The following is a 12,117-nucleotide window of genomic DNA, read 5'->3' as shown; positions in this document are numbered from 1 at the left end:
GCGGACCGAGTGGTCCGGTGCTGCGGGTGCGCGCCGGTCGGGTGTGGTCTGCGGAGCCCGGTATCCGTTCGGCGTCGCGGTAGGCCCACCCGACCGGTCGTCCCCGCGATCCCGCTCATCAGACCGGCGGCGGGCCCTCGGGCGGCGGCGCGATGGGGTCGGCGGGGCCCGGCTGCGGTACGGGGGCCGGACCGGGTGGCGACACCGGATCCGTCGGCGAGGGCGAGGGGGAAGGCGGCTGGGGGGCCGGCACCGGAGGCGTCGTCATGGATCGACGCTAGACCCCTGCGGCGAGGACGGCCGGTCGGGCGGGCGGACGACGAACTGCTCCTCGTCGGCGGCCGCGGAGGACCGCAAGCCGGTGCCACCGGCCAGCCGGTCGGTCACGGCGCCACCTCGCCGGTGCCTGCCCGGTGGAGCAGTCCGGCGACGACGTCGGCCTCGGCGGTGCGCGACCTGTGCCGGCGAGCGCGGCGGAGATGGCGATCATGTCGGAGTGCGCCGCTGCCGCGGGTGTGACGCCGGTGCCGTGTGACCGTCCAACCCCCGGGTAGGGCGACCGGGTGCCTGCCAACGTCTTCGTCCTGGGCCTGGACCGGTTGAACCTCGACACGCTCTCCCATCTCCCGCAGGAGGAGTACGCCTTCCACGAACTGCTCCACAAGGACGAGCTCATCGGGATCGACGACATCGACATCCCTGCTCTGCTGGATCGCGCGGAGGAGCGGCTCGACAGCTTCGCGGGGCCGATCGACGCCGTCATCGGGTACTGGGACTTCCCGGTCAGCTCGATGGTGCCGATCCTGTGCCGGCGACGCGGACTCCCGAGCGCTCCGCTCGAGGCCGTCGTGAAGTGCGAGCACAAGTACTGGAGCCGGCTGGAGCAGCGGAAGGTGATCGACGAGGTTCCTGCGTTCGCGCTGGTGGACCTCGAGGGGGACGACGAGCTGCCGCCGGGTCTGGACCTCCCCGTCTGGCTCAAACCGGTGAAGTCCGTGTCCTCGGAGCTCGCGTTCCACGTCGGCGACCGCACGGAACTGGACGAGGCCCTCGGCGCGATCCGCGCGGGGATCGACAAGTACGGGGAGCCGTTCGAGTTCGTGCTCGACCAGATCGACCTCCCGCCCGAGATCGCGGCGGTCGGCGCGACCGCCTGTCTCGCCGAGGAGGCCGCCGTCGGGCAGCAGCTCACGGTCGAGGGCTACGCGCAGGCCGGGCGCGCCCACGTGTACGGGATCATCGACTCGCTGACCTATCCCGATTCCTCGAGCTTCCTGCGCTACCAGTACCCCTCCCGGTTGCCCGAGCAGGTCCGGGCGCGGCTGGTGGACATCTCGACGAGAGTCATCGAGCACCTGGGCCTGGAGTCGACCACCTTCAACATCGAGTACTTCTGGGACCCCGACCGTGACCGCATCCGGCTGCTCGAGGTGAACCCGCGGCACTCGCAGTCCCACGCGACGATGTTCGAGGCCGTCGACGGCGTCAGCAACCACGAGGTCATGGTCGAGCTCGCCCTGGGCCGGGCACCCGGCGAGCGGACCGGCGGCGCGTACGGGGTCGCGGCCAAGTGGTACCTGCGCACCTTCGACGACGGCGTGGTGTCCCGGAGCCCGTCGCCGGAGGACGTGGCCCGGGTCGAGCGGGAGCTCGAGGGGGTCACCGTGCGCGTGGTCGCGCAGCAGGGGGGCCGGTTGTCCGAGCTCGCGCAGCAGGACAGCTACAGCTACGAGCTGGCCCAGGTGTTCATCGGGGCACGCGACGAGGCCGAGCTGGTCGAGAAGTACGAGCGGGCCGTCGCGCTGCTGCCGTTCGAGATCACGGACGGAGGCGGAGTCCGTGGCTGACGCGGCACTGCGGGCGGTGCAGGAGCTCCCGCACGACGTCGTGGAGGACGAGCACGTCTGGATCCCGATGGCCGACGGCACCCGGCTGGCCGCCCGCATCTGGCGAGCGAGCGAGTCCGACGACCGGCCCGTCCCGGCCGTCCTGGAGTTCATCCCGTACCGCAAGCGCGACCTGACCGCCTATCGCGACTCGATCCACCACCCGTACATGGCCGGGCACGGGTACGCGTGCGTGCGGGTCGATCTGCGGGGCAGCGGCGACTCCGAGGGGGTGCTGACCGACGAGTACCTGGAGCAGGAACTGCTCGACGCCGAGACCGTGCTCGCCTGGCTCGGCCAGCAGCCGTGGTGCAACGGGACCACCGGGATGATGGGCATCTCGTGGGGCGGCTTCAACGCACTGCAGGTCGCAGCGCGCCGGCCGCCCGGGCTGGGCGCGATCGTGACCGTCTGCTCCACGGACGACCGCTACGCCGACGACGTCCACTACATGGGCGGGTGCCTGCTCAGCGACAACCTGTCGTGGGCCTCCACGATGTTCGCCTACACGTCGAGCCCCCCCGACCCGGAGCTGGTCGGCGACCGCTGGCGGGAGATGTGGCGAGACCGCTTGAACGGCAGCGGGCTCTGGCTGGACGAGTGGCTGCGCCACCAGACGCGCGACGCGTACTGGGAGCACGGCTCGATCTGCGAGGACTACTCGGACGTCGAGTGTCCCGTGCTGGCCGTGAGCGGCTGGGCGGACGGCTACTCCAACGCCGTCTTCCGCATGATCGAGCACCTCGACGTCCCGCGGCAGGGCCTGATCGGCCCGTGGTCGCACAAGTACCCGCATCTTGGTCAGCCGGGGCCGGCGATCGGCTTCCTCCAGGAGATGGTCCGGTGGTGGGACCGCTGGCTCAAGGGGATCGACAACGACGTGATGGACGCGCCGATGCTGCGGGTCTGGATGCAGGACAGCGTGCCCCCGCTCACCGCTTACCAGGACCGCCCGGGCCGCTGGGTCGGCGAGCCGAGCTGGCCCTCACCGCACGTCGAGGAGGTCGCGCACCCGCTGGGGCGCAACCGGATCGCTGCCCCGGACGACGCGGTGGCCGAGGAACGGCTGAGCGTGGAGTCGCCGCTGTCGGTGGGCCAGTTCGCCGGCAAGTGGTGCTCGTACAACGCCCCTCCCGATCTGCCCTACGACCAGCGGGAGGAGGACGGCGGGTCGCTGGTGTTCGACAGCGACGTGCTCGTGGAGAAGCACGAGATCCTCGGCGCGCCGCTGGCCGAGCTCGAGGTCACCGCCAGCCGGCCCGACGCGATGGTGGCCGTCCGCCTCTCCGACGTCGCGCCGGACGGGCGGGCGACGCGGGTCACCTACGGCCTGCTCAACCTCACCCACCGCGACGGGCACGCGAACCCGCAGCCGCTCGTACCGGGCCAGTGCTACCGCGTCGCCGTCCGCATGAACGGCGTCGCGCACGCCTTCGCGGCCGGGCACCGCATCCGGCTCTCGGTCTCCACGTCGTACTGGCCGCTGGCGTGGCCGTCGCCGGAGCCGGTCCGGCTGGAGGTGCTGACGTCGGCCAGCCGGCTGCTCCTGCCGACCCGACCGCTCCAGGAGTCCGACGAGGTCTCGGCGCAGCCGTTCGGCCCGCCGGAGGGGGCTGAGCCGATCTCCGTGACGCAGCTTCGGCCCGGGGAGCACCGGTGGCAGGTGACCAGGGACCTGATCGGCTACGAATCCGCGCTGGAGGTCGTCAACGACCTGGGCGTCGCGCGGATCGACGACATCGGCCTGGAGGTGACACGCAGAGCGGAGGAGCGCTACAGCTCGGTCGCCGATGACTTCGGATCGATCCGCGGTGAGACGCGCTGGGCCATGGGCTTCCGCCGAGGCGAGTGGAACGTACGGACGGTGACCCGGACGGTCATGACGTCGACCCCGCGCGACTTCCGCCTGTACGCCGAACTGGACGCCTACGACGACGACAAGCGGGTCGCCTCGCTCAACTGGGAGCGCACGATCCCGCGCGATCACGTCTGACCCGTAGGCCGCATTCCGGGATGCCGAGGCGCAGCAGCGGTTCCCGGGGATGGCCGCCGTCCCTTCGGCCCGGGCGAGCATCAGCGCAGTTCACCTCGCTGCGGTCGTCGGACCAGCGGGTGTGGAACCTGCCCTCGCGGTCGACCCGCTCGTAGCCGTGCGAGCCGAACCGGTGCCGCAGCACCTGCACGAGCGCCGCGGGGAGGCGTTCGGCCCGCAGGCCATCGTAGTAGGCGCGTTCTCCTCAGCGCTCTCGGCGATCTGGTCGAATCCCTGGGCGTAGGCGACCACCTTCGACGCGTAGAGCGCCCGCCGGACATCGTCGACGGACTGCTGCCGGTGGGGCGCCTCCCACGCCGCACCGGGCCCGGTCAGCACCTTTCGCGCCGCCGACCGCTGCTCGCGGTGGCCCGACAAGGACCGGGCGAAGACCGCCTCGGCGATGCCGCTGGTCGGCACGCCCAGATCCAGTACCGACTGGACGGTCCACCGTCCGGTGCCCTTCTGCTCCGCCTCGTTCAGGACGACGTCGACGAAACGGGCTCCCGTCGCCGTCGGTGTGCCGCAGGACGTCGGCCGTTATGCCCAACATCCAGCCACTAACAGCTCGACATTCCAGGAACGACGTCGACGAGAGAGGCACCGGAACCGTCGCCGGGGGCGCTCCGGCGGACCGAGTGACCGGGCGGGGACCAGTGACCGCGCCTACCGTCGACCCATGTCGCTGACCCTCGGCACCGGCCCGCTCGCCCGCCCCTCGGAGGGGCAGCTCAACGGCGATCTGTGGTCGGCGCTGCCCGCCCACGCCGTCTACACGCACCCGCTGGAGGAGCGCATCCGCGGCGTGCTGGCCGACCGGACGGTGGTCGACACCACCCGGGCGGTGCTGCTGCACGAGACCGGCCTGCTCCCGCGCTGGTACCTCCCCGAGGACGACGTCACGCCCGGCCTGCTCGTGCCCAGCGAGACGCGCACCACCTGCCCGTTCAAGGGCGAGGCCCGCTACTGGCACCTGGAGGTCGACGGGCGCCGCGTCGAGGACGCCGCCTGGTCGTACCCGGAGCCCGTGGCCGGCTGCCCGCCGCTGGCCGGCCTGCTCTCCTTCTACCCGGAGCGCGTGGACTCCTGGTGGATCGAGGACGAGCAGATGATCGGCCATCCCCGCGACCCGTTCCACCGGGTCGACGCCCGGCGCTCCTCGCGGCACGTGGTCGTCCGCGTCGGCGGTCAGGTGGTGGCCGAGACGCGGTCGCCGGTCGCAGTGTTCGAGACGGGGCTGCCGGTGCGCTGGTACGTGCCCGGGGCCGACGTCGCCGACGGCGTCCTGGCGGAGAGCCCGACGACGTCGGTGTGCCCGTACAAGGGAGTGGCGACCTACGAGCACGTCGTCGTCGACGGGCGCCGGTTCGAGGACGCCGCCTGGTGCTACCGCGACCCGCTGCTCGAGGCGCTGCCCGCCGCGGGGCACCGCTCCTTCGACGGCGACGAGGTCGAGGTGCAGGTCGGCGGGTGACCGGCCCGGCACTCAGGCGTCGAAGTCGACCGTGATCTCGTCGGAGACGGGCAGCGACTGGCAGGTGAGCACGTAGCCGGCCTCCACCTCCGCGGGCTCGAGCGCGTAGTTGCGCCGCATCTCCACCGCACCGGCGGTCACCCGCGCCCGGCAGGTGCCGCAGACGCCGCCCTTGCAGGCGAACGGCAGGTCCGACCGCACCCGCTGGGCGGAGTCGAGGACGGCCTCACCGCGAGGGAGGGCCAGGGTGGTGGAGCGGCCGTCGAGGACGACGGTCACCTGGGCGCTGGGACCCTCGACCGTCTCCTCGTCGCCGCGGACCGGCTCCGGCGGGACGTCGTCGACGTAGAACAGCTCCTGGTGCATCCGCTCCGGCGGGACGCCGAGCTCGGCCAGCAGTGCGCGGGCGTCGGTGACCATCCCGTGCGGGCCGCACAGCCACCAGTGGTCCACGTGCGGGGCGTCGACCAGGTTGCCGACCAGCGCGCGCAGCCGCTGCCCGTCCAGCCGGCCGCTGGTCAGCTCGGCGTCGCGCGGCTCGCGGGAGAGCACGTGCACCAGCTGCAGCCGGGGCCCGTGGCGGTCCTTCAGGTCGGCGAGCTCGTCGGCGAACATGACGGTGTTGGTGCGCCGGTTGCCGTAGAAGACGGTGACGGTCGATCTGCCGTCCCCCAGGACCGTGCCGGCCAGCGAGAGCGCCGGGGTGATCCCGGAGCCGGCCACGACGAAGACGTGGTCGCCGGGCGTCGACAGGTCGGCGGTGAAGGTGCCCGAGGGGGGCAGCACGTCGATCCGGTCGCCCGGGCGCACCTCGTGCACCAGCCAGGAGGAGAAGAAGCCGCCCGGCACCTCGCGGACGCCGACCCGCGGGGCGGCGCCCACGGGCGCGCAGATCGAGTAGGAGCGGCGCTCGTCCCGCCCGCCGTCGACCCGGCGCAGGGTGAGCGCCTGCCCGGGTGAGAAGGCGTAGTCGGCGGTCAGCTCCGGGGGCACGTCGAAGGTGACCGCCACGGCGTCGTCGGTGAGCCGCTCGACCCGCGCCACGGTGAGCGGGTGGAACTGCGGCCGGCGGCGGGTCGGTGCGCTCACTAGATCTCCTTGACGTGCTCGAACGGCTCGCGGCAGCTGCGGCAGCGGCGCAGCGCCTTGCACGCGGTCGACCCGAACTCCGACAGCTCCTCGGTGTCGGCGGAGCCGCACAGCGGGCAGGCCGCGGTGCGCCGGGGCGGGCCGAGCTGCAGCGGGACGGGCCCGTCCGGGCGCACCGGTGCGCTGCCCGGCGGCGCGATGCCGGCGGCAGCGAGCTTGCGGCGGCCCTCGGCGCTGATCCAGTCGCTGGTCCAGGCGGGGGAGAGGACCGTGCGGACGTCGACGTCGTCGAAGCCGGCCTCGTGCAGCGCCCTCAGCAGGTCGGCGCGCATCACGCCCATCGCGGGGCAGCCGGAGTAGGTGGGCGTGATCTCGACGACGACGGCGCCGTCGTCCCCGGTGCGGACGTCGCGCAGCACGCCCAGGTCGGCCAGCGTCAGCGTGGGCAGCTCGGGGTCGGTGACCTGCTCGGCGACGGTGCGTGGATCGGTGGGCACGGCGCTCACCAGGTCGCCGCCGGGTGCTGCCGGGCCAGCCCCTGGAGGATGCCGAGCAGCTCGGCGAGCTCCGGCCCGTGCTCTCCGAGGCGCCCGCGGGGCGGCGCGCCGGCGGGCCACGCGGGCACGGGGAGCGTGGCCCGCTCGAGCACCTGGGTGAGCACGTCCCGCACCTCGTCGCGCACCGCGGCCGGGTCGACGGCGACACCGGCCGCGGCCAGCCGCTCCTCGACGTCGGTGGCGGTGAACAGGTCGGCGAGCAGCGGCCACACCGCCTCGACGGCGGACCGGGCGCGCCGGTGCGACTCCTCGGTGCCGTCGCCGAGGCGCAGCACCCAGCGCGCGGCGTGGTCGCGGTGGTAGGCCAGCTCGTGCACGCCCTTGGCGGCGATCGCGGCGAGCACCGGGTCGCGGGAGGAGCGCAGCCGGGTGAACACCGCGAGCCGCACGGTGGAGGCGGCCACCAGCCGGACGACGGCCTGCGCGAAGTCCGCGTCGGGTGCGGCGACGAGCGCGGTGCTGCGGAACTCGTCGACGTCACGGAAGTAGGCGAGCGCGTCCTCGTCGGGGATGGTCGCGGTGGCCTGCTCGCGGGAGCGGCCGAGCACGCCGACGGAGCCGGCGCGGGCCAGCAGCAGCCGGGCCTGGCCGAGCAGGTCCAGCGCGATGTTGCCGATCGCCACCTCCTCCTCGAGCTCGGGCGCGCGGGTGATCCACTGCGTCAGCCGCTGGGCGAGCACGAGGGCGTCGTCGCCGAGCATCAGGCAGTACGCGCCGAGGTCGGCGGGGTCGATGCCGTCGGGCACGGTGGTGTCGACGCCGGCCAGCGGGTCGTCGAACCCGGTGCCGAACGCCCAGTGCCCCGCTTCCCCGTGCGCGTTGGTCAACGCGTCGTACACGGTTTCTTCGTGCAAGGTGGCCTCCGTGGGCGGCCCCCTCTCAGGGCCCGGCGCCGCGAGGTACGAGCGGTGGTGGGCGGAGAGGGGGTCCTTTCAGATGTGCGGGACGCCGTCCGGGATCTCGTAGAACGTCGGGTGGCGGTAGACCTTGTCGCCGCTGGGGGCGAACAGCGGGTCCTTCTCGTCGGGGCTCGAGGCGGTGATGTCGACGGCCCGGACCACCCAGATGCTGACGCCCTCGTTGCGCCGGGTGTACAGGTCGCGGGCGGCGTCGATCGCCATCTCGTCGTCGGGGGCGTGCAGCGAGCCCACGTGCACGTGGTTGAGCCCGCGCTTGCCGCGGACGAACACCTCGTACAGCGGCCAGTCCCGCTGCACCGCGCGGGCGCGCGGCTGCACCGGCACCTCCGGCCCGGTCGGGATCGCGCCGTGCCCGCCCTCGGCGGTCACCTCGCTCACGCCGCACCCCGCTCGTGCTTGCGGGCGTAGGCGGTGGCCGCCTCGACCACCCAGGCGTTGTCGTCCCGCGCCGCCCGCCGGCGGGCGATGCGCTCGGCGTTCTTCGGCCCGTCGCCGGCGAGCACGCGGCGGAACTCCTCCCAGTCGATCGCGCCGAACCGCCAGTGCCCGCTGTCGGCGTCCCAGGCGAGGTCCGGGTCGGGCAGCGTGACGCCGAGGGCCTGCGCCTGGGGCACCGTCATGTCCACGAAGCGCTGGCGCAGCTCGTCGTTGGTGTGCCGCTTGATGCCCCACGCCATCGACTGCGCGGTGTTGGGGCTCTCGTCGTCCGGCGGGCCGAACATCATCAGCGAGGGCCACCACCAGCGGTCGACGGCGTCCTGCACCATCGCCCGCTGCTCGTCGGTGCCGCGCATCATCGTCATCAGCAGCTCGTAGCCCTGCCGCTGGTGGAAGGACTCCTCCTTGCAGACCCGGATCATCGCCCGGGCGTAGGGCCCGTAGGAGGAGCGGCACAGCGGCACCTGGTTGCAGATCGCCGCGCCGTCGACCAGCCACCCGATCACCCCGACGTCGGCGTAGGCCGGCGTCGGGTAGTTGAAGATGGAGCTGTACTTCTGCCGCCCCTCGATCAGCTTGTCGGTGAGGTCGGCGCGGTCGGCCCCGAGGGTCTCGGCCGCCGAGTACAGGTAGAGCCCGTGCCCCGCCTCGTCCTGCACCTTGGCCAGCAGCACCGCCTTGCGCCGCAGGCTGGGCGCGGCCAGCAGCCAGTCACCCTCGGGCTGCATGCCGATGATCTCCGAGTGCGCGTGCTGGGCGACCTGCCGCACGAGCGTCTTCCGGTAGCCCTCGGGCATCCAGTCCCGCGGCTCGATGCGCCGGTCGGCGGCGATCGTCGCGTCGAACTGCTCCTGCAGGGTGGCCTCGTCGGGGCTCCCGGTCGCGGATCGATCCAGGGTGGGCGCGGACATCGGATCTCCTCGAGCTGTTTACTGACCGTCCGGTCAGGAATAGTGTGACCCACGTCGCGGGCGTGCACAAGCGCCGGGCGGGGACCAGCAGCCGAGGGGCGAGGACGGCACGGATGACGACGACCGGACGGCGACGGCTCGGTGAGCCCCCGCACCCCGCGCAGCTCGACCCGGCGGAGCGGATGCCCCTCGAGGAGCTGCGCGCCCTGCAGCTGGACCGGCTGCGGTGGTCGCTGCGGCACGCCTACGAGAACGTGCCGCACTACCGGCAGGCGTTCGACGCGGCCGGCGTGCACCCCGACGACTGCCGCGAGCTCGCCGACCTGGCCCGCTTCCCGACGACGAGCAAGGCCGACCTGCGCGACAACTACCCCTTCGGCATGTTCGCCGTCCCGCGGGAGCAGGTGCGCCGGGTGCACGCCTCGTCGGGCACCACCGGCCGGCCCACGGTCGTCGGCTACACCGAGGGCGACCTCGCCACCTGGGCCACCGTCATGGCCCGCTCCATCCGCGCGGCCGGTGGCCGCCCCGGCGACGTGCTGCACAACGCCTACGGGTACGGCCTGTTCACCGGCGGGCTGGGCGCGCACTACGGCGCGGAGGCGCTGGGCTGCACCGTCGTCCCGGTCTCCGGGGGCATGACGCCGCGCCAGGTGCAGCTGATCACCGACTTCCGGCCGCGGGTGGTCATGGTGACGCCCTCCTACATGCTCACCGTCGTCGACGAGTTCGAGCGCCAGGGCATCGACCCGCGCTCGACGAGCCTGGAGATCGGCATCTTCGGCGCCGAGCCCTGGACCGAGCAGATGCGCCGGGAGATGGAGGAGCGGCTCGACATCCAGGCCGTCGACATCTACGGCCTCTCCGAGGTCATGGGGCCGGGCGTCGCCCAGGAGTGCGTCGAGACCAAGGACGGCCTGCACGTGTGGGAGGACCACTTCTACCCGGAGGTGGTCGACCCGCTCACCGGCGAGGTGCTGCCCGAGGGGGAGCAGGGCGAGCTGGTGCTCACCTCGCTGACCAAGGAGGCGATGCCGGTCGTCCGGTACCGCACCCGCGACCTCACCCGGCTGCTGCCCGGCACCGCCCGGCCCGGCATGCGGCGGATCGAGAAGATCACCGGCCGCAGCGACGACATGATCATCCTGCGCGGGGTCAACCTCTTCCCGACCCAGGTCGAGGAGATCGTCCTGCGCACCCCCGGGCTCTCCCCGCACTTCGCCCTGGAGCTGACGACGCGGGGCCGGCTGGACCACCTGACCTGCCGGATCGAGGCCCGTCCGGACACCCCGCCCGATCGCCGCGACCCCGCCGCGGCCGAGGTGGCGCAGGCGGTCAAGGACACCGTCGGCACCAGCATCGACGTCGTGGTCGTCGACCCCGAGTCGCTGCCCCGCTCCGTCGGCAAGCTCAAGCGGCTGCACGACCTGCGGGAACGCCCGGCGACCGGCGACCCCGCGTGACCGCGATCGGGACGGCGACAGGGCGGCGGGGGCGCCCCGGTCACTCGCTGGACTCCCTGCTGCGCACCGCCGTGGCGCTGTTCAACGAGCGCGGCTACGACGCCACGAGCATGGACGAGCTCGCCGTGCGGCTGGGCGTCACCAAGTCGGCGATCTACCACCACGTGCCGAGCAAGGTGGAGCTGCTCCGGCTGGCGCTCGACCGGGCCCTGGACGCGCTCTTCGCCGTCACCGAGGAGCCGGGCGCCACCGCCGGCCCGGCCATCGACCGCCTCGAGCACGTCGTCCGCGGCTCGGTGCGGGTGCTCGCCGCCGAGCTGCCGTTCGTCACCCTGCTGCTGCGCGTGCGCGGCAACTCCGCCGTCGAGCAGGCGGCGCTGGAGCGGCGCCGCCGGTTCGACCGCATCGTCACCGACCTGGTGCGCGCCGCGGAGGGGGAGGGCGACGTCCGCCCGGACGTCGACCCCGCCGTCACCAGCCGGCTGCTGTTCGGCACCGTCAACTCGCTCACCGAGTGGTACCGGCCCGACGGCGGCCTCTCCGCCGACGACCTCGCCGACGCCGTCGTCACCACGGCGTTCGCCGGGCTGCGCACCCGGCCGGCGGCGGGCCCCTGACGGTTCGGCCGGCTCAGGGTGGGAGCAGCCGGCTGTGCCCGCGCATCTCGGCGAGCAGCAGGCCGTCCGCGTCGCGGGTCACGGCGACGTCGTAGATGCCCCCGCGCCCGGCGACCGAGCGCTCGACGGCGGCGGCGGTGACGGCGTCGCCGGACCGGGCCGGCGCGAGGTACTCGATGCCGCACGACCGGGCCACCGCCGCCCGGCCGTGGGAGTTGCAGGCCATCGCGAAGGCGATGTCGGCGACGGCGAACAGCGCGGCCCCGTGCGCGGTGCCGTGGCCGTTGAGCATCTCCGGCCGGATGGTCATGTGCGCCGTGACGACGCCGGGTGCCACGTGGCTCACCGTGACGCCCAGCGCCCGCGCCGCGGCATCGCCGGCCAGGTAGCGGCGGACGGACTCCTCGGCGACGAGCTGGGGAGAGGCGCCGGTCATGAGCCTGAGGTGAGCCGCACGCACTCGGGGCACGGGTCGGCCGACCCCCGGCCCCGCGGGCCGTCCCACGCCCCCTGGACGACGCCGACCGACGCCCCGCAGATGCCGGCCCACGGTGCCGGCAGGTCGGCGGTGCTGCGGAGGACGGCGTGCGCGCGGCCGGTGGCCTGGTCGCGGCCGGCCGCGTGGTCGCTGGTCATGCCCCCAGCATGCGTCTTCGACGGGCCGCGGGCCGCCGGGGGTCTTGTCCGCCGCCCGCTCGCCGGGCAGGCTGTGACGCAGGACACATCCCGC

The 12,117-nt window shown here is 73.5% G+C and carries 13 protein-coding genes and 2 pseudogenes; 5 read left to right on the top strand and 10 right to left on the bottom strand.

What is annotated here, in order from left to right; genetic code table 11:
* Positions 1–264 precede the first annotated feature (264 nt).
* Entirely contained in the window at positions 265–387 is a 123-nt protein-coding gene (locus BMW62_RS23510; RefSeq protein ID WP_280138661.1) for a hypothetical protein, read from the bottom strand.
* A 176-nt stretch (positions 388–563) separates the two neighbouring features.
* Between BMW62_RS23510 and BMW62_RS15910 the strand changes: the two genes are divergently transcribed.
* A complete protein-coding gene (locus BMW62_RS15910; protein ID WP_091932695.1) occupies positions 564–1,847 on the top strand; it encodes an ATP-grasp domain-containing protein in 1,284 nt (427 codons plus the stop codon).
* On the top strand, positions 1,840–3,879 hold the full coding sequence (locus tag BMW62_RS15905; RefSeq protein ID WP_211435156.1) for a CocE/NonD family hydrolase: 2,040 nt from the start codon (positions 1,840–1,842) through the stop codon (positions 3,877–3,879). The genes BMW62_RS15910 and BMW62_RS15905 overlap by 8 nt, the downstream gene beginning before the upstream one ends.
* On the opposite strand, the pseudogene BMW62_RS23610 reads toward BMW62_RS15905, so the two are convergent.
* Positions 3,842–4,102: pseudogene (locus tag BMW62_RS23610) on the bottom strand (hypothetical protein); the annotation flags it as partial. The gene BMW62_RS15905 and the pseudogene BMW62_RS23610 sit on opposite strands and share 38 nt — an antisense overlap.
* A 74-nt stretch (positions 4,103–4,176) precedes the next feature.
* Positions 4,177–4,401, bottom strand: a pseudogene (locus tag BMW62_RS23605) (NADP-dependent phosphogluconate dehydrogenase); the annotation flags it as partial.
* A 196-nt stretch (positions 4,402–4,597) separates the two neighbouring features.
* Here BMW62_RS23605 and BMW62_RS15895 point away from each other — a divergent pair.
* The gene (locus BMW62_RS15895) at positions 4,598–5,392 is read left to right on the top strand and encodes a DUF427 domain-containing protein (protein WP_091932691.1); all 795 of its coding nucleotides are present in this window, start codon (positions 4,598–4,600) and stop codon (positions 5,390–5,392) included.
* A 12-nt stretch (positions 5,393–5,404) separates the two neighbouring features.
* Here the strand turns inward: BMW62_RS15895 and paaE are convergent, their stop codons facing one another.
* The 5 genes from paaE to paaA form a co-directional block, all read right to left on the bottom strand.
* Positions 5,405–6,481 (bottom strand): 1,2-phenylacetyl-CoA epoxidase subunit PaaE, encoded by a 1,077-nt coding sequence (gene paaE, locus BMW62_RS15890; protein WP_091932688.1) that lies wholly within the window; start codon positions 6,479–6,481, stop codon positions 5,405–5,407.
* Positions 6,481–6,978, bottom strand: a complete 498-nt coding sequence (gene paaD, locus BMW62_RS15885; protein WP_244524079.1) for a 1,2-phenylacetyl-CoA epoxidase subunit PaaD — start codon at positions 6,976–6,978, stop codon at positions 6,481–6,483. Before paaD ends, paaE begins: the two co-directional genes overlap by 1 nt.
* Positions 6,979–6,983: 5 nt before the next feature.
* A complete protein-coding gene (gene paaC, locus BMW62_RS15880) occupies positions 6,984–7,877 on the bottom strand; it encodes a 1,2-phenylacetyl-CoA epoxidase subunit PaaC (protein WP_211435155.1) in 894 nt (297 codons plus the stop codon).
* 93 nt (positions 7,878–7,970) lie between these two features.
* A complete protein-coding gene (gene paaB / locus BMW62_RS15875; protein ID WP_091932680.1) occupies positions 7,971–8,336 on the bottom strand; it encodes a 1,2-phenylacetyl-CoA epoxidase subunit PaaB in 366 nt (121 codons plus the stop codon).
* Complete coding sequence (gene paaA, locus BMW62_RS15870; RefSeq protein WP_091932677.1) at positions 8,333–9,307, bottom strand: 1,2-phenylacetyl-CoA epoxidase subunit PaaA; 975 nt, start codon at positions 9,305–9,307, stop codon at positions 8,333–8,335. Before paaA ends, paaB begins: the two co-directional genes overlap by 4 nt.
* Positions 9,308–9,420: 113 nt before the next feature.
* Here paaA and paaK point away from each other — a divergent pair, with 113 nt between their 5' ends.
* Together paaK and BMW62_RS15860 are read left to right on the top strand one after the other, a co-directional pair.
* The gene (gene paaK / locus BMW62_RS15865) at positions 9,421–10,770 is read left to right on the top strand and encodes a phenylacetate--CoA ligase PaaK (RefSeq protein WP_091932674.1); all 1,350 of its coding nucleotides are present in this window, start codon (positions 9,421–9,423) and stop codon (positions 10,768–10,770) included.
* Entirely contained in the window at positions 10,767–11,387 is a 621-nt protein-coding gene (locus BMW62_RS15860) for a TetR/AcrR family transcriptional regulator (RefSeq protein ID WP_091932673.1), read from the top strand. Before paaK ends, BMW62_RS15860 begins: the two co-directional genes overlap by 4 nt.
* A 13-nt stretch (positions 11,388–11,400) precedes the next feature.
* On the opposite strand, the gene paaI is transcribed toward BMW62_RS15860, so the two are convergent.
* Positions 11,401–11,823 carry a hydroxyphenylacetyl-CoA thioesterase PaaI gene (gene paaI, locus BMW62_RS15855; protein ID WP_091932672.1) on the bottom strand — a complete coding sequence of 141 codons (423 nt, stop codon included), beginning with the start codon at positions 11,821–11,823 and terminating at the stop codon, positions 11,401–11,403.
* The gene (locus tag BMW62_RS15850; protein ID WP_091932671.1) at positions 11,820–12,023 is read right to left on the bottom strand and encodes a hypothetical protein; all 204 of its coding nucleotides are present in this window, start codon (positions 12,021–12,023) and stop codon (positions 11,820–11,822) included. Before BMW62_RS15850 ends, paaI begins: the two co-directional genes overlap by 4 nt.
* Positions 12,024–12,117: the final 94 nt, after the last annotated feature.

The organism is Blastococcus sp. DSM 46786, assembly GCF_900109665.1.
In the GTDB taxonomy this organism is placed as follows: domain Bacteria; phylum Actinomycetota; class Actinomycetes; order Mycobacteriales; family Geodermatophilaceae; genus Blastococcus; species Blastococcus carthaginiensis.
The sequence above is the reverse complement of the archived record's forward strand: the minus strand, read 5'-3'. Positions and strand labels throughout refer to the sequence as shown.

What these genes read in the sequence shown, in the direction of transcription:
- BMW62_RS15895 (WP_091932691.1), top strand. Translation starts at nt 4,598, where the DNA reads ATGTCGCTGACCCTCGGCACCGGCCCGCTCGCCCGCCCCTCGGAGGGG.
- paaA (WP_091932677.1), bottom strand. Translation starts at nt 9,307, where the DNA reads ATGTCCGCGCCCACCCTGGATCGATCCGCGACCGGGAGCCCCGACGAG.
- paaK (WP_091932674.1), top strand. Translation starts at nt 9,421, where the DNA reads ATGACGACGACCGGACGGCGACGGCTCGGTGAGCCCCCGCACCCCGCG.
- paaI (WP_091932672.1), bottom strand. Translation starts at nt 11,823, where the DNA reads ATGACCGGCGCCTCTCCCCAGCTCGTCGCCGAGGAGTCCGTCCGCCGC.
- BMW62_RS15850 (WP_091932671.1), bottom strand. Translation starts at nt 12,023, where the DNA reads ATGACCAGCGACCACGCGGCCGGCCGCGACCAGGCCACCGGCCGCGCG.